The sequence below is a fragment of the Streptomyces sp. NPDC031497 genome (assembly GCF_055580905.1).
Map to the genome: position 1 here is coordinate 83,018 of NZ_JBVIKO010000007.1, position 25,154 is coordinate 108,171.

At 70.4% G+C, this 25,154-nt stretch carries 16 protein-coding genes; 8 read left to right on the forward strand and 8 right to left on the reverse strand.

What is annotated here, in order from left to right:
* The first annotated feature begins 211 nt into the window (after nucleotides 1-211).
* Nucleotides 212-2,164: a VWA domain-containing protein gene (locus tag ACZ5K7_RS16410; protein ID WP_468914063.1), complete on the forward strand. Its 1,953-nt coding sequence runs from the start codon at nucleotides 212-214 to the stop codon at nucleotides 2,162-2,164.
* 134 nt (nucleotides 2,165-2,298) lie between these two features.
* The gene (gene metG, locus ACZ5K7_RS16415) at nucleotides 2,299-4,017 is read left to right on the forward strand and encodes a methionine--tRNA ligase (protein WP_468914066.1); all 1,719 of its coding nucleotides are present in this window, start codon (nucleotides 2,299-2,301) and stop codon (nucleotides 4,015-4,017) included.
* An 80-nt stretch (nucleotides 4,018-4,097) separates the two neighbouring features.
* Here the strand turns inward: metG and ACZ5K7_RS16420 are convergent, their stop codons facing one another.
* Entirely contained in the window at nucleotides 4,098-5,459 is a 1,362-nt protein-coding gene (locus tag ACZ5K7_RS16420; RefSeq protein ID WP_468914069.1) for a pectate lyase family protein, read from the reverse strand.
* A 168-nt stretch (nucleotides 5,460-5,627) separates the two neighbouring features.
* Between ACZ5K7_RS16420 and ACZ5K7_RS16425 the strand changes: the two genes are divergently transcribed.
* Both ACZ5K7_RS16425 and ACZ5K7_RS16430 read left to right on the forward strand, forming a co-directional pair.
* Complete coding sequence (locus ACZ5K7_RS16425) at nucleotides 5,628-6,101, forward strand: hypothetical protein (RefSeq protein ID WP_351696066.1); 474 nt, start codon at nucleotides 5,628-5,630, stop codon at nucleotides 6,099-6,101.
* A gap of 81 nt (nucleotides 6,102-6,182) precedes the next feature.
* Nucleotides 6,183-8,696: an FG-GAP-like repeat-containing protein gene (locus ACZ5K7_RS16430; protein ID WP_468914071.1), complete on the forward strand. Its 2,514-nt coding sequence runs from the start codon at nucleotides 6,183-6,185 to the stop codon at nucleotides 8,694-8,696.
* A gap of 75 nt (nucleotides 8,697-8,771) precedes the next feature.
* Here the strand turns inward: ACZ5K7_RS16430 and ACZ5K7_RS16435 are convergent, their stop codons facing one another.
* Both ACZ5K7_RS16435 and aspS read right to left on the reverse strand, forming a co-directional pair.
* A complete protein-coding gene (locus tag ACZ5K7_RS16435) occupies nucleotides 8,772-9,743 on the reverse strand; it encodes an intradiol ring-cleavage dioxygenase (RefSeq protein ID WP_468914074.1) in 972 nt (323 codons plus the stop codon).
* 212 nt (nucleotides 9,744-9,955) lie between these two features.
* A complete protein-coding gene (aspS, locus tag ACZ5K7_RS16440; protein ID WP_351696060.1) occupies nucleotides 9,956-11,719 on the reverse strand; it encodes an aspartate--tRNA ligase in 1,764 nt (587 codons plus the stop codon).
* Nucleotides 11,720-11,965: 246 nt separating this feature from the next.
* On the opposite strand from aspS, the gene ACZ5K7_RS16445 reads away from it, so the two are divergent.
* Nucleotides 11,966-14,092 carry a SpoIIE family protein phosphatase gene (locus ACZ5K7_RS16445; RefSeq protein ID WP_468914078.1) on the forward strand — a complete coding sequence of 709 codons (2,127 nt, stop codon included), beginning with the start codon at nucleotides 11,966-11,968 and terminating at the stop codon, nucleotides 14,090-14,092.
* Here ACZ5K7_RS16445 and ACZ5K7_RS16450 read toward each other — a convergent pair.
* From ACZ5K7_RS16450 to ACZ5K7_RS16465, 4 genes are all read right to left on the reverse strand, one after another.
* On the reverse strand, nucleotides 14,089-15,120 hold the full coding sequence (locus tag ACZ5K7_RS16450; protein WP_468914081.1) for an AI-2E family transporter: 1,032 nt from the start codon (nucleotides 15,118-15,120) through the stop codon (nucleotides 14,089-14,091). The genes ACZ5K7_RS16445 and ACZ5K7_RS16450 overlap by 4 nt on opposite strands.
* Before the next feature lie 334 nt (nucleotides 15,121-15,454).
* On the reverse strand, nucleotides 15,455-16,432 hold the full coding sequence (locus ACZ5K7_RS16455; protein WP_351696054.1) for a pirin family protein: 978 nt from the start codon (nucleotides 16,430-16,432) through the stop codon (nucleotides 15,455-15,457).
* A 129-nt stretch (nucleotides 16,433-16,561) separates the two neighbouring features.
* Nucleotides 16,562-18,502: a YncE family protein gene (locus tag ACZ5K7_RS16460; protein WP_468914085.1), complete on the reverse strand. Its 1,941-nt coding sequence runs from the start codon at nucleotides 18,500-18,502 to the stop codon at nucleotides 16,562-16,564.
* Between the two features lie 392 nt (nucleotides 18,503-18,894).
* Nucleotides 18,895-19,374, reverse strand: a complete 480-nt coding sequence (locus ACZ5K7_RS16465; protein ID WP_351696050.1) for an SseB family protein — start codon at nucleotides 19,372-19,374, stop codon at nucleotides 18,895-18,897.
* A 176-nt stretch (nucleotides 19,375-19,550) separates the two neighbouring features.
* On the opposite strand from ACZ5K7_RS16465, the gene ACZ5K7_RS16470 reads away from it, so the two are divergent.
* The 3 genes from ACZ5K7_RS16470 to ACZ5K7_RS16480 all read left to right on the forward strand — a co-directional run bounded on the left by ACZ5K7_RS16470 (nucleotide 19,551) and on the right by ACZ5K7_RS16480 (nucleotide 23,151).
* Nucleotides 19,551-21,392, forward strand: a complete 1,842-nt coding sequence (locus ACZ5K7_RS16470) for an acyl-CoA dehydrogenase (RefSeq protein WP_468914088.1) — start codon at nucleotides 19,551-19,553, stop codon at nucleotides 21,390-21,392.
* A 92-nt stretch (nucleotides 21,393-21,484) separates the two neighbouring features.
* Nucleotides 21,485-22,834 (forward strand): M18 family aminopeptidase, encoded by a 1,350-nt coding sequence (locus ACZ5K7_RS16475; protein ID WP_468914090.1) that lies wholly within the window; start codon nucleotides 21,485-21,487, stop codon nucleotides 22,832-22,834.
* Nucleotides 22,835-22,908: 74 nt separating this feature from the next.
* On the forward strand, nucleotides 22,909-23,151 hold the full coding sequence (locus ACZ5K7_RS16480) for a DUF6458 family protein (RefSeq protein ID WP_351696043.1): 243 nt from the start codon (nucleotides 22,909-22,911) through the stop codon (nucleotides 23,149-23,151).
* Between the two features lie 69 nt (nucleotides 23,152-23,220).
* On the opposite strand, the gene ACZ5K7_RS16485 is transcribed toward ACZ5K7_RS16480, so the two are convergent.
* A complete protein-coding gene (locus ACZ5K7_RS16485) occupies nucleotides 23,221-25,098 on the reverse strand; it encodes a thioredoxin-like domain-containing protein (RefSeq protein WP_468914094.1) in 1,878 nt (625 codons plus the stop codon).
* Nucleotides 25,099-25,154: the final 56 nt, after the last annotated feature.

The window sequence follows — 25,154 nt, forward strand, 5'->3', positions numbered from 1 at the left end:
GGGCGGGGTCGTGCACACGAACAGCCACCGAATGAACGAGGAATGAACTAAGGGGAACCGGAGGGGAGTTGAGAGTGGGCCGGAACTCGACCGCCGTACGCCCGACAGGAGTCATCGACCCTCCCCAAGATCGCAACCTGGGGCCGCTAACCTTACGTGTCCGTCCTGGCCAGCGATTGACGGGTATCAACTCACGCGAAGGGTTGCGCACATGGGCATTCTCACTCTCCTGCGGAACGCATTCGGCCGGTCGCGAAAGCCGCGCCCCGCCGAGGCAGAGGGTGCAGACCAGCTCCCTTCGCAGCCGACGCCGGGACCGGCACCGGCGCCGAAGCAGGAAGCACCAGAACCGGCCACCCCGACGGTGGTCCCGGAACCCCGCCCGGGGGACACCGACGAGCACGATCTGGTAACGGCGGCTTTCGACAACGTGACCGTCCCGAAGCAGGCGTCACGAACGATCGAACCGGAGATCGAGGTCCGGGGGGAAACCCCGGCGGAGACCGAGACACCGGCGCCGGCAGAGCCGGAGACCGTGGCCGAGGTCGATGCGTCGGCGGAGCCGGAGACGTCGGCGGAGCCGCAGGCCGTGGCTGAGGTCGAGGCACCGGCCAAGGCAGAGGGCAAGCAAGAGGCCGAGACGTCGGCCGAGCCGGAGGCCGTGGCTGAGGTCGAGGCACCGGCCGAGGCAGAGGCCAAATCGGAGGCCGTGGCCGAGGCGGAGACGTCGGCTGAGCCGACGGTCGAAGCCGAAGCGGAGACGGTGGCCGAGCCTGAGGCCGAGGCCGCGCCGGTCGTTGCGCCGGACGCCGAAGCCGCGCCGGTGGCTGAGGCGAAGGCCGAAACCGAGGCCGAAACCGAGGCCGAGGTGGCGGCTGAGCCGGAAGCCGAGGCCGAGGACAAGGTCGCAGCTGAAGTTACTGCGGAGCCGGTGGCGGAGACCGCGCCCGGGGCCGAGGTGGCGGCTGAGCCGGAAGCCGAGGTCGAGCCGGTCGCGGAACCGGAGGCCGAGGCGGTTGTCGAGTCGGCGCCGCAGGCCGAGGCCGCGGCCCAGCCGGAGACCGTGATCGAGCCGACGCCGGAGCCCGCGGCCGAGCCCGTCGCCGAGGCGAAGGCTGAGCCCGAGCCGGTGGCGGTGGCTGAGCCCGCCGCCGAGCCCGAGAGCACCCCGGCCGAGAAGGCCGAGGACGAGCCCGCACCGGCAGCCGCCGAGACCGCGACCCCGGAACCGGCCGCCGAGACGAACACCGCCCCCGAGCCGACGGCCGAGCCGGAAGTCTCCCAGGAAGCCGAAGGCGAACCGGCCGCCGAAACGCTCACGGAGCCCGCCCCCGAGGCCACTCCGACCGGCACCCCGGAACCCGCCGAGACCACTCCGGCCGACGCCCCGGAACCCGCCGTGGCCGCCGCGGCCGCCGACGGCGCATCCGCCCCGCAGGGGCCACCCGCACCCGACGACGAAACTGTCACGGGTGGTGCGGGCGGGCACGACTCCGCCGAAGGCGAAGGCGAAGCCGAAGCCGAGGCCGGCGCCAACAACGACGCCGCCGCGGCCGCCCTCGCCAAGGCCGGCCTCACCGGCACCCACGCCGCCACCTACCTCGTCCTCGACCGCTCCGCGAGCATGCGCGCGTACTACAAGGACGGCTCCGCCGCGGCCCTCGCCGACCAGACCCTCGCCCTCGCCACCCACCTCACCCCGGCCACGGACACCCCCACCGTCCACGTGGTCTTCTTCTCCACCGAGGTCGACGGCACCACCGACCTCACCCCGGCCTCCGCCGAGAACGCGATCGACGAGGCACACGCCGGCCTCGGCCGCATGGGCCGCACCAGCTACCACGCCGCCGTGGAAGCCGTACTCGCCCACTACGACAAGAACGCCGCCCCCGGCGCCCCGGCCACCCCCGCCCTCGTCATCTTCCAGACCGACGGCGCCCCCGACGCCAAGACCCCCGCCACCCAGTCCCTCACCGACGCCGCGAAGTCCCACCCCTCGGTGTTCTTCTCCTTCGTCGCGTTCGGCGAGCACGAGAACAAGGCCTTCGACTACCTCCGCAAGCTGAAGACCGGCAACGCGGCCTTCTTCCACGCGGGCCCGACCCCCCTGGAACTCACGGACGCGGAGCTCTACGACGGCGTCCTGATCGACTGGCGCCCGTAGCACCTGCCCCTCCCGCACCGCCCATGCCGCCCGCTTCTCATCCCGTAAAACGGGAAGCGGGCGGCATACACATGTCGGCTACGATTTCAAGGTTCGCAAAAGCAGCACCGAATCCGACCTGGGAGCAGCCCCCGATGGCTCGACACCTCATCACCAGCGCCCTTCCGTACATCAACGGGATCAAGCACCTGGGCAACATGGTGGGGTCCATGCTCCCGGCGGACGTGTACTCCCGGTACCTCCGCCAGCGCGGCCACGACGTCCTCTACATCTGCGCGACGGACGAGCACGGCACCCCCGCGGAACTCGCGGCGAAGGAGCAGGGGATCCCGGTCGACGCGTTCTGCGCCCAGGCGCACGACGCGCAGAAGGCGGTCTACGACGGCTTCGCACTCGCGTTCGACTACTTCGGCCGCAGCTCCAGCCCCGAGAACCGCGAGATCACCCAGCACTTCGCCCGCAAGCTCAACGAGAACGGCTTCATCGAGGAGCGGTCGATCCGCCAGGTGTACTCCCCGGTCGACGGCCGCTTCCTCCCGGACCGCTACGTGGAGGGCACCTGCCCGCACTGCGGCTACGACAAGGCCCGCGGCGACCAGTGCGAGAACTGCACCCGCGTGCTGGACCCGACCGACCTGATCAACCCGCGCTCGGCGATCTCCGGCTCCACGGACCTGGAGATCCGCGAGACCAAGCACCTCTTCCTCCTCCAGTCCAAGCTGCAGCACGAGGTCGAGGAGTGGGTCTCCCGCCACGAGGCGGACTGGCCGCAGCTGGCCTCCTCCATCGCCCGCAAGTGGCTGACCGAGGGCCTGCACGACCGGGCGATCACCCGTGACCTGGACTGGGGCGTCCCCGTCCCGGCCGACACCTGGCCGGAGCTGGCGGCCGAGGGCAAGGTCTTCTACGTCTGGTTCGACGCCCCGATCGAGTACATCGGCGCGACGAAGGAGTGGGCCGACCAGGACCCGGACAACCGCGACTGGAAGTCCTGGTGGTACGACGTCGACACCGACGTCCGCTACACGGAGTTCATGGCGAAGGACAACGTCCCCTTCCACACGGTGATGTTCCCGGCCACCGAGCTCGGCGTGCGCGAGCCGTGGAAGAAGGTCGACTTCGTCAAGGCCTTCAACTGGCTGACGTACTACGGCGGCAAGTTCTCCACCTCGCAGAAGCGCGGCGTCTTCACCGACCAGGCCCTGGCGATCCTCCCCGCCGACTACTGGCGCTACTTCCTGATCGCCAACGCCCCCGAGTCGGACGACTCCTCCTTCACCTGGGAGCACTTCACGGCCACGGTGAACAAGGACCTGGCCGACACCCTCGGCAACTTCGTCAACCGTGTCCTGTCCTTCTCCAAGAAGCGCTTCGGCGAGGAGGTCCCGGCCGGCGGCGAGCCCGGCGAGGCGGAGGCGAAGCTGGGCGAGGAGATCTCGGCCCTCCTCGCCGAGTACGAGTCCCAGATGGAGTCCCTCCAGTTCCGCAAGGCCGCGGCGGCCCTCCGCGCCCTCTGGTCGGCCGGCAACTCCTACCTGGAGGAGAAGGCCCCCTGGCTGGAGATCAAGACGGACAAGGACGGCGCGGCGCTGACCCTGCGCACGGCGATGAACCTGATCCACCTCTACGCGGTGGTCTCGGAACCCTTCATCCCGGCGACGGCGAAGACCATGCGCGAGGCGTTCGCCCTGACCGACGACACCGCGGTCTGGGTCACCGCCGCCGAGGCGAAGTCCCTGACCGCCGTCCCCGCCGGCACCCCCTTCACGGTCCCCCCGGTCCTCTTCGCCAAGCTCACGGACGAGGACCTGGAGACGTACAAGGAGCGCTTCGGCGGCACGACCGCCGCGTAAGCCCCGCACACGCCACACGCACACCGCCCCGCACGCTCGTACCCCGGATCCTTCACACGGATCCGGGGTACGAGCGTTGCTCAGCTCGCGGTGAGCACTCCGGCGCCCGCCGTCTTCGCCAGCTCCGCCGGAAGGTTCCTGGCGCTCGACTCCAGGCCCGCGGTCAGGGTCGGCGTCCAGTTGACCGTCGTCTTGATCTTCTTGGAGTTCGCGGCGTTGTAGGCGGCGACGAGGTCGGTCGTCGTGCCGTTGACGAGGTTCCCGCTGCCCGCCACCGAGCCGGTGCCGTCGCCGCTGAGCAGCTTGGAGGTCTTGATGGAGCTCGGCACGGTCCAGTAGTTGTTCTGGGCCACGACCTGGGCCTTGGCGCGGGAGTTGATGCTGTACTGCAGCGCGTAGCCGTCGAGGGTCGTCACGTCGTAGTAGTTGTTGTAGAGGTGCACCTGGCCGACGCGGGTCAGCGGGGCACGCTGGACGATGCCCTTCCAGACGTTGTGGTGCAGGGTGACGCGCAGCTTGCCGCCGGGCTCGCTGTCGCTGCTGCCGATCAGCATCGTCTTGTCGTGGCTGGTGAACCGGTTCTGCTCCACGGTCACCAGGTCCGAGCTCTTGGTGATGTCGAGTTCGCCGTCGTGGACCTGGTACTCGCGGCCGTAGTACGTCGGGTTGGTGCTGTCGAAGTGCCCGGCGTCGCTGAACGTGTTGTGGTCGGCCCAGACATGGGTGGCGCCGCGCAGGGTGACCGAGTCGTACGCGGAGTTCCAGTTGCCGTCGTCGCCGTCGGTCGGGTCCCACTGCGGGAAGCAGTCCTCGGTGTCGGAGAAGGTCAGGTTGCGGACGATGACGTTGTCGACGCTCTGGATCTGGAGCATGCCGCCGGTGATGCCGGCCTTGGTGCCGGGCACGCCGACGATCGACGTGTTGGCCGGCACCCGGAAGACGATGTTCTTCGCCTGCTTGGCCTGGGCGGCGGCCCGCGCCTTCTCCTGCGTCCCGGAGGGCAGCTTGGCACGGCCGTACGTCGACGGGTCGAAGGCCTTGAGGTAGGAGGCCCGCGAGTATCCCGTCCCCGCCGCGTAGTCGGCGCAGGCCAGCTTCTTGCCGGAGTCGTCGGTGTTGGCGTCGATGGTGCCCTTGACCTTGATGACCCGCGGCGTGGTGTCGGACGTCGACCCCAGCGCCTTCACCAGCTGGGCGCGGGTCGAGACGGTGAAGGTGTGCGCGGAGTCGGCCTTCGCACCACCGGTCGTACCGGAACCGGAGGCCGCCCAGCCGTCCTTGGCGGCGAGCGTCTGGTGGTAGAGGTCGACGCCGGACGCGTTCGCGTTCAGCACGAGCGCACCGGCACCGACACCGGCGGCCACGACGGCGACGGAGACGACGAGGCTACGACGCGTACGAAGAGACCGACGGTGAGAGACACGGTGAGAGACAGAGGCCACGGGGGGGTCCTAACGTGCTTCATGGACGGACAAGTACTTCGGACAGACCCGCCGGAACGGGCTTCCGACTCCTCTGTGGTTGTGGAGATCGAAAAGGTTGCCGTGAATTTTTTCGCACCCACCCGACCCCACCTGCGCATGCCCAGGACACATCCGTATGGTTTCGCCATGACCCCTGAGCTCATCCCGATCGCCTATGAGCCGCACGGCCGTACCGAGGCGATCGGCCGCTATTCCGACGGACAGTTCCTGGCGTCGGTCACGTACGCGTTCCCCGAGGGGTTCCGGCTCGACGAGGGCTGGGAGGAGCAGAAACGGCTGTACGCGGTGCTCCACCTCTTCGACGCCGAGGGCCGCTACCGCGACTCGCAGATCTGGTGCGCGGGCAGCTGGGCCGAGCAGCGGCGCGACCCGGACGGAACGGACTCGGTGCTGTCCAGGGCCCGGGCCCGGCTGGCGACCATGCTGCGCAGCCTGCCCCGGCGCACGTACACGGACATAGCGATCCGCCCGTTCCGGCTCACCGTCGATGGCGTGCTGTTCGGTCTGGTGGCCAAGGAGGACGAGGACGGCCCGTGGGCCGAGCTGTACCCGGACCGCCTGGGCTTCGGCGAGCCCTGGGACGGCCGGTACGACACCTGACCAGCAAGTACACACCCAACTGCTGCTAAGGTCCGTCCACTTGTGCGAGGGCAGGGGACCCTCGCGGGGAGGGACTCTCAAGTGGGCAGATACGCCCTGTCGCGCCGTCGGCTGGCGGTCGCGATCTCTTCGGCGGCGCTGGCCGTGACCGGCGGTGCCGTGCTTCCTACGACGGCTGTGGCGGCTCCGGTCGCCCCGTGGACGTCGGCCACCGCCATCACCGGCACCGATGTCGTCGCCTCCGTGGCGGACGTCGTCACCGCCACCGACGGATCCGCCGTCGCGATCTGGAACCAGTTCGCCACCAGCGGCAACGAGCGCAAGCTGTACGCCGCCGTACGGCCGGCCGGCGGTGACGCCTGGGGCGCGCCGACCCTGCTGGCCACCACTCCGGCAGGGGCCGGCAACATCAAGCTGCACGCCTCCGCGGACGGCACGGTCACCGCGCTGTGGGTGGAATTCCCGGACGAGACCACGCCGTTCGACGGCCACTACGGCATCCGGCTCGTCAGCTCCGTACTCACCGCCGACCACTCCGCCTGGTCCGCGCCCGTCGCCCTGGTCGGCACCGACGCGGCCTGGAGCGACGGCGGCATCGACCTCGCCGAGGCTCCCGACGGCACGCTCACCGCGGTCTGGGGCACCCGGAAGAACTCCGCCGCCACGGCGGAGGTGTACGCGGCCACCCGTGGCGCGGGCGGCACCTGGTCCGCGCCCGCCCGGCTCAGCGACACCGTCGCGGACGGTGCCGACGGGGCGCACTCGCCGAGCGTGGCCGTCACCTCCGACGGCACCACCGTCGTCGTGTACAAGCAGACCGACGGCCCGTCCGCCTCGGTGCGCACGGTCTCCCGGGCGGCCGGAGCCACGGACTGGACCGCCCCGGCCGCCGCGAGCCCCGTCTACGAGTCCGTCAGCGACCCCGAGGTCACCGCCGCCGACGACGGCACCGCGACCGTCGCCTGGAACGGCACCGACGAGTCCGAGGACTCCGCCCTCCTCGTCGCCACCAGAACCACCGCCGGGGCCTGGTCGGCGCCCGAGGGGTTCGGCGCCACCGAGGGCGTCTCCGACACCCCCGAGCCGCTCATCGCCCCCGACGGCGACATCACCCTCGTCTGGGTCGACTACACCACGACGTTCAGCACCCGCACCGCCACCCGCGACGCCGCCACCGGCACCTGGTCGGCGATACGGACGCTGTCCACGGCCTACGTCCCCGAGCAGTACGACGCCACCATCGGGGAGGACGGCACCGTCCACACCCTGTGGACCCAGACCAGCGGAAACAGCCGCGTCCTGATGGAGGCCGCCCGCAGCGACGGTAAGTGGACCACCGCCACCAAGCTGCCCGGCTCCACCAACGCCTTCGTCCGCGGCGAGCTGAGCGTCGGTACCGACGGCACCGCCACCGCCGTCTGGTCCGCCACCGCGACCAACGACAGCGACGACCAGTTGTTCGGCAGCCGTACCGCCTGGCCCGCGCTCGCCGTCACCGGCTCCACCGTCCCGGCGACCGCCCCGCTCAAGGGCACCACCACCGCGAGCAAGGCCTGGACGCCCGCCTGGACGCTCAGCCGGCCCACGTCGTCCTGGACGGTGACGCTCACCGACGCGGCCGGGAAGACCGTCCGTACGCTCACCGGCTCGACCGGCGGCCTGACCGTCACCGCGAGCTGGAACGGCCGTACGGAGTCCGGGGGTTACGCCCCCAACGGCCCCCTGACCTGGACACTGCGCGGCACCCAGGAAGGCGCGGGGTCGGCCGTGAAGCTGGCCTCCGGGAAGGTCACCGTGACCGGCGGGGCCGCCGTCACGCGCGACTTCGGCGGTGCCTCGGCCACCCCGGACGGCGCGGGCGACCTGCTCACCCTCTCCTCCTCGGGCGCGCTGAGCTACCAGCTCGGCACCCGCACCGGCACGTTCTCCGGCAAGGTCACCGGCACCGGCTGGGCCACCTCCACGACGTTCGTCCCCGTCGGCGACCTCAGCGGCGACCGCTGCAACGACGTGCTGGTGCGGCCGGGCAGCGGGGCCCTGCGCCTGTACAAGCCGGCCTGCGGCAAGGCGCTCACGCCGTCGACGTCATACACGACGATCGGCAGCAGCGGCTGGAACCAGTACGACGTGCTGACCTCGCCCGGGGACATCAGCGGCGACGGCCGACCCGACCTGATCGCCCGCAACTCCGCCACCGGGGCCGTCTACCTCTACAAGGGGACCAGCACCGGCAAGCTCTCCGCCCGCGTGAAGCTGTACGACACCTGGAAGACGTACAAGAAGGTCGTCGGCGTAGGGGACCTCGACGGCGACGGCATCGGCGACCTGATCGCCCAGGACAAGTCCAACAACCTGTACCGCTACAGCGGGACCGGCAAGGGCGCCTTCAAGGCGCGGGTGAAGCTGTTCGGCGCGTGGGGCGGCTCGTACAACGCGGTGGTCGGCGTGGGCGACATCACCGGGGACGGGAAGGCCGACCTGGTCTCCCGCGACACCTCCGGCAACGTGTACCGCACCAGCGGTGACGGCAAGGGGTCGTTCGGCTCGCGGGTGAAGATCGCCAGTGGCTGGAGCGGGTACAAGTCCGTTTCCTGACCCGTCCGGTGACATGAGTGAAGGCGCCCGGGTCCATCGTGGTCCCGGGCGCCTTCCGGTGCTCAGGGCGAAGGACTACGACGCGGAGGCCGAGGGTGACGCCGAGGCCGACGGGGCCGGGCCGCCGCCGCCCTCGCCGTCGTTGGTGGCGTCCGTGTCCACGGACATGGTGATCGAGCCCACGACACCCTTGCCGATGTCGTCCCGGTGGTAGCGGAGCTTCAGCAGGCCGCCCTGAGTGCCGGACTGGTCGTAGATCGTGTCCTCGGTGAGGGTCGTGCGGGTGGTGGTGTTGGTGACGTACGGGTCGAGGGTCGAGGTCGCGATGACGGCCTCTTCCGCGAAGAAGAACTGGCCGGTGTGGCAGGTGTGCCCGCCCTCGTAACCGGCGTCCGTCCACTCGCCGTCCACGTGCACCTTGACGTGGATGTGGACGCAGCGGCCCCGGTACCAGCCCGGGAAGATGGTCTTGAAGGTGACATGGCCGTGTCGGTCGGTGTGCCAGGTGCCGCGCAGGTAGCGGGTGTCGTCGGTGGGCTCCTGGTGGCCTCCGCCACCGCCGCCGGGCGGGGGGCCGGTGGGGACACCGGTCGGTGTGCCGGTGGGCGAACCGGTCGGAGCCGGGCCACCGCCGCCCCCGCCGCCACCGCCGCTGCCCTGGTTCTCGTAGCCGGAGTAGACGCCGATCGCGTCGCAGTGCCAGATGTCGACGGCCGCGTTCCGCACCGGCCCGCAGGTCTCGGAGTCGATCACCCGGAGGCTCAGAGTGAGCGGAATACCCGGCTTGTCCTCGGTGACGTTCTGGCGGAGCTTGTCCGCGTCGATGTAGTAGGGGCCCTCGACGGCCTCCGAGGTGAGCAGGTAGCAGTCCTCCGGCGGCGCCGGTTTCGGCCCGTGCCCGGGCGCCTTTCTCTCCCCCGCGACGGCGTTCGCGGCGAACGCCCCGCCCAGGCCGACCGCCGCGACCGCACCGGCGCCCACGGTGACGACCTTGCGGCGCGTCGGATCATCCGGACGCGTCTGATCGAGCTTTTCGTTGTCTGTCATGCGGCTGGAAGGTAGGTAGGAAAGCTTGGAGAGAGCTGAGAAAAGAGCGCTCTTCTACCGGCCCGCGAGATTAAGGCCTGAAACCGGCGCAGGAGATGCCGGAGGCGCGCCGGACATACCCGACGCGCCGGGAAGGCGCGGCCGCCGCACGCCTGAGGGCCGGAAACCTACGGCGGTTTCCGGCCCTCATGTCTTGCTCCGGCGCTTTTCGCCTACTTCGGCTGCGGCTTCCGGATGCTCAGGTGCAGCTCGCGCAGCCGGGCCTCCTCCAGCTCGGTCGGCGCGCCCATCATCAGGTCCTGGGCGTTGCCGTTGAGCGGGAAGGCGATGGTCTCGCGGATGTTGGGCTCGTCGGCCAGGAGCATCACGATGCGGTCCACGCCCGGGGCGATGCCACCGTGCGGCGGGGCGCCGAAGCGCAGCGCGCGCAGCATGCCGGCGAACTCGCGCTCGACGGTCTCCTCGTCGTAGCCCGCGATGCCGAACGCCTTGAGCATGATGTCCGGCTCGTGGTTCCGGATCGCGCCGGAGGACAGCTCGACGCCGTTGCAGACGATGTCGTACTGCCAGGCCAGGATGTCCAGCGGGTCCTGGGTCTCCAGGGCCTCCATGCCGCCCTGGGGCATCGAGAACGGGTTGTGCGAGAAGTCGATCCTGCCGGTCTCCTCGTCCTTCTCGAACATCGGGAAGTCGACGATCCAGCAGAACCGGTAGACGTTCTCCTCGAAGTGCCCGGCGCGCTTGGCAGCTTCCACCCGTACCGCGCCCATGATCTTGGAGACCTCGTCGAACTCGCCCGCGCCGAAGAAGACGGCGTGACCGGCGGCCAGCTGGAGCCGCTTGGTCAGCTCGGCGACGTTGTCCTCGGTGAGGAACTTGGCGATCGGGCCGGACAGCGAGCCGTCCTCGGCGACGCGGACCCAGGCCAGGCCCTTGGCGCCCTGCGAGACGGCGAAGTCACCGAGCTGGTCGAAGAACTTGCGGGGCTGGTCCTGGACGGCCGGCACCGGCAGCGCACGGACGTGCTTGCCGGCGAAGGCCTTGAACTCCGAGCCCTCGAAGATGTCGGTGATGTCGACGAGTTCCAGCTGGGCCCGCAGGTCCGGCTTGTCGGAGCCGTACTTCAGCATCGACTCGCGGAACGGGATCCGCGGGAACGGCGAGGTGACCTCGTGGCCGCCGCCGAACTCCGTGAACAGCTCGGTCATCAGCTGCTCGATCGGGCGGAAGACGTCCTCCTGCTCGACGAAGCTCATCTCGACGTCGAGCTGGTAGAACTCGCCGGGCGAGCGGTCGGCGCGGGCGTCCTCGTCGCGGAAGCAGGGCGCGATCTGGAAGTAGCGGTCGAAGCCGGAGATCATCAGCAGCTGCTTGAACTGCTGCGGGGCCTGCGGCAGGGCGTAGAACTTGCCCGGGTTCAGGCGGGACGGCACCACGAAGTCACGGGCGCCCTCGGGGGAGGTCGCGGTGAGGATCGGGGTGGCCATCTCGTTGAAGCCGAGGGCGACCATCTTGTGGCGGATGGCCGAGATCACGGCCGTACGCAGCATGATGTTGCGGTGCATGCGCTCGCGGCGCAGGTCCAGGAAGCGGTACTCCAGGCGCCGCTCCTCGTTGACCCCGTCCTCGGTGTTGATCGTGAACGGCAGCGGGGCGGCCGCGCCGAGCAGCTCGACCTCGCCGACCTCGACCTCGACCTCGCCGGTGGGGAGGTCGGAGTTGATGTTCTCGGTTCCACGTGAAACAACGCGGCCGTCTACCCGGACGGTGGATTCCTTGGAGAGCTTGTCCAGGGCCTCGTACGCCGGGGTGCCGGGGCGGGCGACAAGCTGCGTGATGCCGTAGTGGTCGCGCAGATCGATGAAGAGGATGCCGCCCAGGTCGCGCCGATTGTGCAGCCAGCCGCTCAGCCGGACGTCGGTGCCGACGTCAGAGGCGCGGAGCTGGCCGCAGGTGTGGGACCTGTACCGATGCATCGTCGGGTGTTCCTCTTCTTTGTGGTCTGCCGTCTGCCGAGGTGCTCTCCTCGACCGGCACCAAGCCATGGTGCCCGGACCCATCAAGGGTACCGGGCACCCAAAGATCGCCTCCCCATCATTAATCGCAGGCGGGGGCGGGGCGAGGGGACGGCTGACCCGGGCCGAGGGGGCGATGGTCTCGGTCCCACTAATCTCGGTCCGAAACAGTGGCACTCTTCGATCTCATCTTCTTAAAGTGGGGCAATGCGAACTGGCGAGCCCCTGCCCGCCGTGGAGGACGTCCTCGCCGCCCTCGCGACCGGGCTGTGGCACTGGGACACGGCCACCGGGCTGGTCACCGCGGATGCGGAGGCGGCGCGGCTCATCGGGCTGCCGGCCGAGCCGTCCCTCCTGTCGGAGGCCCTGGTCCGGTCCCGATTCCACCCCGTGGACTGGAACGAGAACACCAGCATCACCCGTCTGGCCGCCACCGAGGGCACGCTCGGCGAGGTACGGCTGCGGGTCATGGACGAGCGGGGCCGGCTGATCCGTACCGTCCGCAGCCGTTTCCGGCCGGTGTACGACTCCGAGGAGCGCGTCTACCGGGTGACGGGCACCATCCAGGAGGTCTCCGAGCCGTCCCCCGGCAGCGCGGCCCAGCATCCGGTCACCGGCGACTGGCGGCGCTCCCGTGAGGCGTTCCTGCTGGACGCGGGCCGCGCGCTGGCCGAAGCGCGGTCCACCGAGGAGGTGCTGCGGGTCGCCGGGGGCCTGTCGATGCCCGGGTTCTCCCCGGACGGGCTGGCCGTCTTCGGAGCCAAGGGCGACCGGCTGACGATGATCGGCCACCACGGTCAGCAGATCGACGAGGACAGCCCCTTCAGCAACATGCCGCTGGACACCGACTACCCGGCGGCGGAGGTGGTGCGGACCGGCCGGGCCGTCTATCTCTCCTCGGCCGAGCAGTACAAGTCCCGCTACCCGGTCACCTGGCCGCTGGCCCAGCGGTTCGGCCGCCGGTCCTGGGCCTTTCTGCCGCTGACGGTGGCCGGGCGGACGATGGGCGCCTGGATGGCGGGGTTCACCTACCCGGTGTCGTTCACGCCCGATGAGCGGTCCGTGCTCACCACGGTGGCCCGGATGCTGGCGCAGGCCCTGTCCCGGGCCGGGATCGCCGACTCGGAGCGGGAGCTGACCGACGGCCTCCAGCGCTCCATGCTGCCGACGCTCGGCCCCGAGATACCCGGCATGGACGTGGCCGCCCGCTACATCCCGACCGGCGGCGGACTCCAGGTGGGCGGCGACTGGTACGACATGATCCCGCTGCCGTCCGGCCGGTTCGCGCTGGTCATCGGTGACGTCCAGGGGCATGACGTACGGGCCGCGGGCATCATGGGCCAGCTCCGGATCGCGCTGCGCGCCTACGCCTCCGAGGGCCACCGCCCGGACGCGGTCCTCACCCGGGCCTCCCGTTTCCTGCACGGGGTCACCTACGACGAGGAGACCGCCGACCTCCGCTTCGCGACCTGCCTGTACGTCGAGGCGGATCCGGCGACCGGAGTGCTGGAGATCGCCCGCGCGGGGCATCTCGACCCGACGATCAGGATGACCGACGGCACGGTGCTGCGGCGGCCGACCGCGGGCGGGCTGCCGCTCGGCATCGACCCCGACGCGGACTATCCGACCACGCGGTTCACCCTGGAACCCGGCGAGATCATGATGATCTGCACCGACGGTCTGATCGAGACCGGCGGCCATGACATGGAGAGCGGCTGGCAGCGGATCCGGGCGATCATGGAGGACCAGGACAGCGACCTGGAGAAACTGGCCGACGCCCTGGTCCAGGCCGTACACGGCCCCTCCTCGCACCACACCACCGGACCGCTGGCCGACCGCCGCGAGGACGACATCGCGGTCCTGCTGCTGTCCCGACCGGGCGCCGTGCACGGCGACGGGACCCTTGCCGTACGGCCCCGGGTCCGCCGCACCCTGCTGTCGGTGGCCCAGGACGAGCCCGAGCGGATCGCCGAGGCCCGCCAGCACCTGCGCGAGCTGCTGCACGACTGGAGCTCGCCCGACCAGGTCGACTCGGCGGTGCTGCTGGTCTCCGAGATGCTCACGAACGTGCTGGTGCACACCGACGCGGACGCGCTGCTGCTCGCCGAGGTCGGCGGCCAGGCCCCGGAACGCCGGCTGCGCGTCGAGGTCACCGACGCCGGCGACGACCTCCCGCACAAGCGCCGCCCCGGGGAGCTGGCCTCCTCCGGCCGCGGCCTGGTCCTGATCGAGCTCCTCGCGGAGGCCTGGGGCGTCGAGCCGCGCGGGGAGGGCAAGAGCATCTGGTTCGAGCTGTACGAGGGGTACGAGGGCGACGGGGGCGACGGGTCCTAGGTGGTCGCGTACCGCGCGCGAAGCTCGTGGACGACCCCGAAGGCGGCCGCGGTGAGCGGTACGGCGAGTAGCATGCCCAGGATTCCGGCGACGGAGGCCCCCGCGGTGATGGTCACCATCACCACCGCCGGGTGCATCTGCACGGTCCGGCTCTGGATCACGGGCTGCAGCACATGCCCCTCCAGCACCTGGACGGCGAGTACGACACCGAGCGCCCACAGCGCGATGACGAACCCCCGGTCGGCGAGGGCGACCAGGACGGCGACGGCGCCGGAGATGAAGGCGCCGAGGTAGGGGATGTAGGCGCCGACGAGGACCAGCGCGCCGAGTCCCACGGCGCCCGGCACCTGGAGGATCAGCAGGCCGACGGTGATGCAGACGGCGTCGATGAACGCGATGACGGTGGTGCCGCGCATGAACCCCTCGATGCGCTCGAAGGCCCGCCGGGCCATGGCCTCCAGCAGGTCGGCGCTGCCGCCGGGCGCCATGGCCCGGATGGACTCGACGACGAGATGCGAGTCACGGAGGAAGAAGAAGACCAGCAGCAACGCCAGTACGGCCATGGCGATGCCCTCGCCGACCACACTCACGCCGCTGATGACGTTGGAGGCGGCCGTCCCGCCGAACTTGCCCAGCAGCTGCTTGGCGTTGTCGGCGAGGTCGTCGAGCGAGGTCCCGGCGGCGCCGAAGTGCTGGGCGAGCGACTTCGCGGCGTTCTTGAGGGACGAGGTGATCTGGCCGCCGGTGTCGATGAGCGCGGCGACGACGATGTACACGGCCCCGCCGACTACGGCGACGACGGCGACGCAGGTGAGGCCGGCGGCGAGGGAGCGCTGCACGCCGGCCGTGACGAGCCGCCGGTACAGGGGCCCGAGCAGGGCGGTGCCGAGGAGGGCGAGCAGTACCGGGGTCACCGCGGTGCGGAACTCCGAGCAGAGCCGGATGCCGACCCAGCCGACGCCGGCGGCCAGCAGCAGAACGGCACACCAGGCGGCGAACCGGCGCACGGGCTCGGGCAGCAGGGACACGCGTCCAGCGCACCACGCGAGGCCCCCCGACGCCCTGCAGTACACCCCCTGCCGAGTGACCCGCACCTCCCCGAACCCCACCGATGCCCACCCACCACCCGACTCGGTCGATGAGAAGGCGAGGCCGAGAGGCCGGGGTCGGATCGGGCGCACAGGAAGCCAGGCCGAGGGGCCGGGGTCGGATCGGCCGCACAGGAAGCCAGGCCGAGAGGCCGGGATCGGATCCGGGCGCACAGGAAGCTAGGGGGAGGGGGCGGGATCGGATCGGCTGGGCGGGGGATGGGGGGAGGCCCGGCGTAGGGGGTACGTCGGGCCTCTCGGAGTCGCGGGGGTGTTACGCCTCCGGGCCCGTCTCCGTCATTCCGTGGACCGCCGGGATCGTGCCCAGCCGGCCCTTCTGGAAGTCCTCGAAGGCCTGCATCAGCTCGTCCTTGGTGTTCATGACGAACGGGCCGTAGTGGGCCATCGGCTCCCGGATCGGCTGCCCGCCGAGGAGGACGACCTCCAGGTCCGGGGTGTGCGAGTCCTGCTTCTCGTCCGCACGGACGGTCAGCGAGGAACCCGCGCCGAAGACGGCCGTCTGGCCGAGGTGGATCGGCCGGCGCTCCGCACCCACCGCACCCTTGCCGGCCAGCACATACGCCAGCCCGTTGAAGTCCTCGCGCCAGGGGAGCGTGAGCTCGGCGCCGGGGGCCAGCGTCGCGTGGATCATGGTGATCGGCGTGTGCGTGATGCCGGGACCGGCGTGACCGTCCAGCTCACCGGCGATGACCCGCAGCAGCGCACCGCCGTCGGGGGTGGTCAGCAGCTGCACGTTGCCACCGCGGATGTCCTGGTAGCGCGGCGCCATCATCTTGTCCTTGGCCGGGAGGTTCACCCACAGCTGGAGGCCGTGGAAGAGGCCTCCGGACATGACCAGGGACTCCGGCGGCGCCTCGATGTGGAGCAGGCCGGCACCGGCCGTCATCCACTGGGTGTCACCGTTGGTGATGGTGCCACCGCCGCCGTTGCTGTCCTGGTGGTCGAAGATGCCGTCGATGATGTAGGTGACGGTCTCGAAGCCACGGTGCGGGTGCCACGGCGTGCCCTTGGGCTCGCCCGGCGCGTACTCCACCTCACCCATCTGGTCCATCATGATGAACGGGTCGAGGTGGCGGTAGTTGATCCCCGCGAACGCCCGGCGTACCGGGAAGCCCTCGCCCTCGAAACCGCTCGGCGCGGTCGTGACGGTGAGCACGGGACGGGCCACGGCGTCGGCCGGTGCGGCCACCCGGGGAAGGGTCAGCGGGTTCTCGACGGTCACTGCAGGCATGTTGGCTCCTCCTTGTACGCCCAGTTTAGTTGAGCGTTGAACTTTCTGCCACCCTTAACGGCGAAGGCCCGGAGGACATTCCCTCCGGGCCCGGTCGTCCGCCGATCAGTGGATCAGTGGATCAGTGGATCAGTTGCTGAAGTAGATGTACTTCCAGCCGCCGTACGTCGTGGAGTTCACGGTGTCGCCGGACGAGCCGTTGACGTACACCGAACGCAGCCGCGCGCGGATGCCGGACTCGCCGGGAGCGCCGAGCCGCACGGCCGACTTGCCGCTCGTGCCGAGCGCGAAGTACTCGGAGTCCCCCGAGTACCACTTCCCCTGGTAGTAGACCTCCAGGTCGAGGCGGTGCTCGCGGCCCGGGTAGTAGGTCATGGTCGTGGTGAACACCGGGTCGGTGTTCTTGTGGAACCAGTAGTACGACGTCGAACCGATCTTCGCCGTCTTGTAGTGCTTGGAGACCGCGGTGGAGATCTTGACCCGCGCGTACGCCGTGGCCTTCACCGTCTTCGGCGCGTAACGGGCGTCGCCGTCGAAGACCGCGGAGACGGCCGTGTCCCGGGTCATGTCCACCCAGCCGGCGATGTTCCCGTGGGAGTCCACCTTGCCGGTCTTGATCAGCTTCTTGCCCTTGTCACCGCCGAAGGGGTCCGCGTAGATCTTGACCGAACGGTTCTTGTACGTCGTCCCCAGGTGCGCGGTGAACTTCACGTCGGCGCCGTAGTTGTACAGCTTGCCGTTGTTGTTCAGGCTCAGGCTCGTCGCCGCACGCGAGACCGCGACCTTGTCGGAGGCGGAGACCGCGGTGTGCTCGGCGTCGCCCGCGAAGCTCACCTTGTACGTGACCGTGCCGCCGGCCGGCGGGGTGTCCGAGAAGGCGTACGTGCCGTCCGCCTTGACCGTGGCGGAGGCGAGCGCCTTGCCGTTCGGGGACTCCAGGTCGGTGCGGGTGACCGCGAGCCGCGAGCCGGCCGGGAGGGCGACGCTCGCGGTGATCTTTCCGGTGACGGTGAGCTTCTTGGCCCGGGTCGCGGACGCCGGCGCGTTGACGGTGAGGGCCGGGACGCTGAGCGCCGGGCCCGAGAACGCCTTCATGGTGTACGTGTTGTCGTAGTTGCCGGCCAGGGCGAACACCCGGGAGGAGTCGGGAGCCCAGGCGACCGCGCCCATGGTGGAGTTCCCGGCGTCGAACCGGCGCACCGGCGTGGCCGAGCCCGCCTTGTAGACGTTGACGTGGCGGTCGTAGACCTGGGCGATCAGGCCGCTCGGCGAGACGTCGCCGAACCAGCCGGTCTCGGTGAGGCCCGAGCCCTCCGTGAAGGTGCCGTCGGCGTAGTTCAGCTTCCGGTAGCCGTTCCACAGCACCTGGGAGGTGCCGGGCAGGAGGTCGACGTCGCTGGAGTAGCGTCCGCCGTCCGTCTTGGCGACCAGCTGCGGGGTGGCACCGGAGACGTCGAGGAGGTTGACCGCGCCCGGAGAGTCCCCGCTGTCGGCGTAGGTCAGCAGGCCGGGGACGGCCGGGTTCGCGCCGAGAAGGCCCGAGTTGTAGTAGGGGGCGACCGTCTCCGGCAGCTGCCCGAGGGTCACCGCGGCGGCCGGATCGGTGGCCGCCGGGTCCACCGAGCCCAGGTTGCCGTGGAACCCGTCCGTGTCTTCGGTCCGGTACGAGAACCAGAGCCGGCCGCCGGTGAAGGCGACCTCGTGCGGGGTGGCCCCGACGCCGATGTCGTAGGTGGTCTTGACCTCGAGGGTGGCCGCGTCCAGCGCCAGGATCGCGTGCCCGGAGGCCTGGGCCGCGTACAGGGTGGCGCCGTCGTCCGACACCGCCAAGTCGCTGACGTCACCGAAGCCGACGTTCAGGTCGACGAGGGTGCCGTTGTAGTCGGTGGCCAGGATCCGGCCGTTGGCCTCGTCGGCGACGAAGACACGCTTCACGGCGCTGTCGGCGACGAGACCGACCGGCGTGGCGAGGACGGCCGACTGCGCCGAGGCGGTCCCCGCCGCCACGACGCTCAGCGCCGCCGAGCTGAAGAGGACCGCGAGCGCCGTCGCGGCCGAAGTGCTGCGCATGCGCACAGTGATGAAACCCCCAGTGGAAACCCGGGTTCGCCGGGTGGATGAGAGCGCCGCGCGGCACCCGCACACGACCGCGGAAGAGCGGTTGCGTGTGGGGCGCGGCTGCCAGGGGGCAGCCTATGGCATGGCTGTGACAAAGGGGGAGCGGGATTTCCGAGGGATCCGGGCGCTCCGGGTGCTCCGGGCGCTCCGGGAACAGCGGCCGCCGTGGGACACACCTGTCCGAGGACAACGGCCCGCCGCAGCACCCGCCCACCCGAAGGCAGCGGCCCACCGCGGGATGCGTCTACCCGAGGGGCATCGGCCCGAGGAGGACGTCGGCCCGAGGGAGGCATCAGCCCGAGGGAGGCATCAGCCCGAGGGAGGCGTCGGCCCGAGGAGGGTGTCTAGCCGTACATCCGGCGCATCGCGAAGTCCACCATCTGTTCGACCGCCTTCGCGTCGAAGACCATCCGGTGCTCGCCCTCCATGTCGAGGACGAAGCCGTAGCCGGTCGGCAGCAGGTCGATGACCTCCGCGCCCGTGATCACGAAGTACTTGGACTCCTTGCCGGCGTACCGGCGCAGCTCCTTCAGCGAGGTGAACATCGGGATCACCGGCTGCTGGGTGTTGTGCAGGGCGAGGAACCCGGGGTTGTCGCCGCGCGGGCAGTACACCTTGGACGTGGCGAAGACCTGCTGGAAGTCCTCGGCGGTCAACTGGCCCGTGGTGAAGGCCCGTACCGCGTCCGCGAGCGAGGGCGGGGACGGCTCGGGGTAGAGCGGGGGCTGCTGGCCGTACCCGCCCGTGCCGGGCATCTGCTGCTGCGGCTGGGCGTACTGCTGTTGAGCAGCAGTACCGTCCATGGGCTGGCCGTATCCGTACATGGGCGCAAGCCTACCGAGACACGCGGCCTCCGCGAGAAGGTAGACCCTTCTCACACTTCACCCGATGGGGGTTGCGTCTTATTACCGGCGGGTAGCATCATCGGAGCTACTCGTTGGTATGTGAACGCTTGCGCGAGGATTCAGTGCCTCGCCGATCCGGATACGGAGCCGTCACCATGGGGCACTACAAGTCCAACCTCCGCGACATCGAATTCAACCTCTTCGAAGTGCTCGGTCGCGACAAGCTGTACGGCACCGGCCCGTTCGCCGAGATGGACACCGACACCGCGAAGAGCGTCCTGGCGGAGCTGACCCGGCTCGCCGAGAACGAGCTGGCCGAGTCCTTCGCCGACGCCGACCGCAACCCGCCGGTCTTCGACCCGGAGACCAACACCGCGCCGGTCCCGGCCTCCTTCAAGAAGAGCTACAAGGCCTTCATGGACTCCGAGTACTGGCGGCTCGGCCTGCCCGAGGAGATCGGCGGCACCACCGCTCCCCCGTCGCTGATCTGGTCGTACGCGGAGCTGATCCTCGGCGCCAACCCGGCCGTGTGGATGTACTCCTCCGGCCCGGCGTTCGCCCGCATCCTCTTCGAGGAGGGCACCGAGGAGCAGAAGAAGTGGGCGCAGATCGCGGTCGACCGGACCTGGGGTTCGACCATGGTGCTCACCGAGCCCGACGCCGGTTCGGACGTCGGCGCCGGCCGCACCAAGGCGGTCCAGCAGGCGGACGGCTCCTGGCACATCGAGGGCGTGAAGCGCTTCATCACCTCCGGTGAGCACGACATGGAGGAGAACATCCTCCACTACGTGCTGGCCCGGCCCGAGGGTGCCGGCCCGGGCACGAAGGGGCTGTCCCTCTTCCTCGTCCCGAAGTACCTCTTCGACTTCGAGACCGGCGAGTTGGGCGAGCGCAACGGTGTCTACGCCACGAACGTCGAGCACAAGATGGGCCTCAAGGCCTCCAACACCTGCGAGATGACCTTCGGCGACCGCCACCCGGCCAAGGGCTGGCTGATCGGCGACAAGCACGAGGGCATCCGCCAGATGTTCCGGATCATCGAGTTCGCCCGGATGATGGTCGGCACGAAGGCGATCTCCACGCTGTCGACGGGCTACCTCAACGCCCTCGAGTACGCCAAGGAGCGCGTCCAGGGTCCCGACCTCGCGAACTTCATGGACAAGTCCGCGCCCAAGGTCACCGTCACCCACCACCCCGACGTCCGCCGCTCGCTGATCACGCAGAAGGCGTACGCCGAGGGCATGCGCGCCCTGGTCCTCTACACCGCCTCGATCCAGGACGCGATCGCGGTCAAGGAGGCCAACGGCGAGGACCCGAAGACCGAGCACGCGCTCAACGACCTGCTCCTGCCGATCGTCAAGGGCTACGGCTCCGAGAAGGGCTACGAGCAGCTCGCCCAGTCGCTGCAGACCTTCGGCGGCTCCGGCTTCCTGCAGGAGTACCCGATCGAGCAGTACATCCGCGACGCCAAGATCGACACCCTCTACGAGGGCACCACCGCCATCCAGGGCCAGGACTTCTTCTTCCGGAAGATCGTCCGCAACCAGGGCGCGGCGCTGAACTCCCTCGCCGAGGACATCAAGAAGTTCCTCGCACTCGGCACCGGCGGCGAGCAGCTGGCCGGCGCCCGCGAGCACCTCGCCAAGGCGGCCGTGGAGCTGGAGGCGATCGTCGGCCTGATGCTGACCGACCTCGCGGCCACCGAGCAGGACGTGAAGAACATCTACAAGGTGGGCCTGAACACCACCCGTCTGCTGCTCGCCTCCGGTGACGTGATCGTCGGCTACCTGCTGCTCAAGGGCGCCGCGATCGCCGCCGAGAAGCTGGAGACGGCGTCCACCAAGGCCCTGTCCGCCAAGGATGTCGCCTTCTACACCGGCAAGATCGCGGCGGCGAAGTTCTTCGCGGCCAACGTGCTGCCGGGCGTCACCCTGGCCCGCAAGGTCGCGGCCGACGTCGACCTCGACCTGATGGAGCTGGACGAGGCGGCCTTCTGACGGCCCTCTGACCGTTCCGAGCGGCCTGGTCCGCCACAGTGGCCCGCTCCCTCGCCGGGAGCGGGCCACTGTACGTCGTTAAGGTGAAGAGCATGAGCGAACCAGCCCGCCCGTCGCCCGCCACCGCCCCGCAGGGGAGCGCCGCGCGCACCCCTCCTGCTTTCGACCGCGGCCACACCGACGACCTGATGTCCTTCCTCACGGCGGCCCCCACGCCCTACCACGCCGTGGCGAACGCCGGCGAACGGCTGGAGAAGGCCGGTTTCCGGCAGGTCGCCGAGACGGACGCCTGGGACGGGACGGCGGGCGGCAAGTACGTGCTGCGCGGCGGCGCGATCATCGCCTGGTACGTCCCGGAGGGCGCCGCACCCCACACCCCGTTCCGGATCGTCGGTGCGCACACCGACTCCCCGAACCTGCGGGTCAAGCCCCGCCCGGACACCGGGGCGCACGGCTTCCGCCAGGTCGCCGTGGAGATCTACGGCGGACCGCTCATGAACTCCTGGCTCGACCGGGACCTGGGCCTGGCCGGCCGGCTCAGCCTGCGCGACGGCACCACCCGGCTGGTCGACGTGCGCCGCCCGCTGCTGCGGGTGCCCCAGCTCGCCATCCACCTGGACCGCGCGGTCAGCAGCGACGGGCTCAAGCTGGACAAGCAGCGCCATCTGCAGCCGATCTGGGGCCTCGGTGACGACATCCGCGACGGTGACCTGATCGCCTTCCTGGAGCAGGAGTCGGGCCTGCCGACCGGCTCGGTGACCGGCTGGGACCTGATGACCTACGCCATCGAACCGCCGGCCTACCTGGGCCGCGACCAGGAGCTGATGGCCGGTCCCCGGATGGACAACCTGCTGTCCGTGCACGCCGGTACGGCGGCCCTCGCGGCCGTGGCGGCGGGCGGCCCGCAGCTGCCCTGCATCCCGGTGCTCGCCGCCTTCGACCACGAGGAGACCGGCTCCCAGTCCGACACCGGCGCGGACGGCCCACTGCTCGGCAGCGTGCTGGAGCGCTCGGTACTGGCCCGCGGCGGGTCGTACGAGGACCGGGCGAGGGCCTTCGCGGCCACCGTCTGTCTCTCCTCCGACACCGGTCACGCCGTCCACCCCAACTACGCGGAGCGCCACGACCCCACGCACCACCCCCGCCTCAACGGCGGCCCGATCCTCAAGGTCAACGTCAACAACCGCTACGCGACGGACGGTACGGGCCGCGCGATCTTCGCCGCCGCCTGCGACAGGGCCGGAGTCCCCTTCCAGACCTTCGTCTCCAACAACTCCATGCCCTGCGGCACCACGATCGGCCCGATCACCGCAGCCCGCCACGGCATCCAGACCGTGGACATCGGCGCGGCGATCCTCTCCATGCACAGCGTCCGTGAACTCTGCGGCGCCGACGACCCGTTCCTCCTCGCGAACGCGCTGACGGCTTTCCTGGCGGGCTAGTTGCACATGCCCCGCCCGCCCCTGGGTACCCGGTGTGGACCGGAACCACCGAACCTGAAGGGGAGGCAACGCTCATGGGGCTCGGCGGGTGCATCATCCTCATCGCCGTGGGGGCCATCCTCACGTTTGCGACCGACTGGCACATGCAGGGCGTCAACCTCGATGTCGTCGGCCTGATCCTGATGGCCGTCGGAATCATCGGCGTCGCCACGTTCACCAACATCGCCCGCCGTCGGCGGGTGGTCGTACCGCCGACGGCCGTGGTCGAGGACGACCGGCGCCACCGCGACGGATACGGCGACGGGTACGGCGTGTGACGGACACGGCCGCACCCACAGCGGCGTCACCGGCGACCGCGCACCTCAGAGAGGTGCCCCCTGGGCCGCCTAGGCCTCTTGGCCCCCCTGGTCCTCCTGGTCCATTCCGGCCAGGACCAGCGGCAGCCGGTCCGCTCCGCCCTCCGTGAGGCGGACCGGGACTCCCCAGTCCTGCTGGTGCACATGGCAGGCCGGGTACTCATTGGCGCCCGCGGCGGAGCCGCTGTTGGACTCAGGGTCGTCGCAGGACGCGGCCATCGCCGAGACGTGCAGGACGCCTTCGGGCACGGCCGGGTTCAGATCCAGCTCCCTGGACAGGTCGGTGTCCGCGCCCTCGCCCTTGAGCAGCAGCTCCGGCGGGGTCGACGACACCAGGAGCCGTGTCGACGGGCCGTAGCGCGTGTCCAGCTTCTGGCCCGCCGGGGCCTGGAAGATCACGTCCAGCCGGAGGCGGCCGGGGGCCACCTCGGTCGCCGCCCGCTGCGTGCGGTGGGCGACCGACTCCACCCGGACCGCCTCCTCGGGCAGCCGCAGCCGGGTCAGCCGATGGCGGGCCGACTCGACCACCACGATGTCGTCACCGACCAGCACCGCGTCGCTCGGCTCTCTCAGATCCGTCGCCAGCGTGGTGACCTCGCCGGTCGCCGGGTCGTAGCGGCGCAGCGCGTGGTTGTAGGTGTCGGACACCGCGACCGAGCCGTCGGGAAGCGCGGTCACGCCCAGCGGGTGCTGGAGCAGCGCCTGTCCGGCCGCGCCGTCCCGGTGGCCGAAGTCGAAGAGACCCGTACCCACGGCGGTGTGGACGTGTCCCTCCAGATCGACCCAGCGCAGGGCACTGGTCTCGGAGTCGGCGAGCCAGAGCCGGTCGGCGGTGGCGGCGAGCCCGGACGGCTGCGCGAACCACGCCTCCGCGGCCGGCCCGTCCACGAGCCCCTCATTGGTGGTGCCGGCGGCCACCGCGACCGCCTCGCTCTCCGGGTCGTACGTCCACAGCTGGTGCACGCCCGCCATGGCGATCCACACCTTGCCGCCGAAGACCGCCACGTCCCAGGGGGAGGACAGGTCGACCTCGCGGGCCGGGCCCGAGGTCGGGGAGCCCTGCCACCACTGGCGGCCGGTGCCGGCGAGCGTGGTCACCACGCCGGTCGCCGGGTCGAGCCGGCGCAGCGCGTGGTTGACGGTGTCGGCGACGACCACCGAGCCGTCGTCGAGGAGCACCAGGCCCTGCGGTTCGCTGAAGGCGGCCTCGGCCGCCGGACCGTCGGCGAAGCCGCGCCCACCGGAGCCGATCCGCCGTACGACCGTCTCCGCGTCCTCGGCCAGCTCCACCAGCTGGTGCCGGGTGGTGTCGCTGACCAGGAAGTTCCCGGAGGGCAGCAGCAGCGCCTTGCCGGGGAAGCGCAGAGCGGTCGGCTCGGGCTCCGGCGCCACATAGGGGCCGTCGCCCCGCCGCAGGGTGCCCTTCGCCTCGTGCTCCGCCTCCAGCTCCTCCACCAGCCGTGCGATCGCGTGTGCGTGGCCCTCGCCGGCGTGCTGGGCGACGACATACCCCTCGGGGTCGATCACGACCAGCGTCGGCCAGGCCCGCACCGCGTACTGCTTCCAGGTGGCGAGCTCCGGGTCGTCGAGCACCGGGTGCTCCACGCCGTACCGCTCCACGGCGTCGACGACCGCCTGGTGCTCCGCCTCGTGCACGAACTTCGGCGAGTGCACCCCGATGATCACCACCGTGTCCCGGTGCCGCTCCTCCAGCTCCCGCAGCTCGTCCAGGACATGCAGGCAGTTCACGCAACAAAATGTCCAGAAGTCCAGGATGACGATGCGTCCGCGCAGGTCCGCGAGGGTGTACTGCTTGTCGCCGGTGTTCAGCCAGCCACCCTTGCCGATCAGCTCGGGGGCGCGGACGCGGGCACGGCGCGGGGTGGGGGCCGGGGATGTGTCGCTCATGGATCAAGGGTGCCACTTGTCGGCAGGAGCCCGTTCACCCCTGTGGATAACTCGCG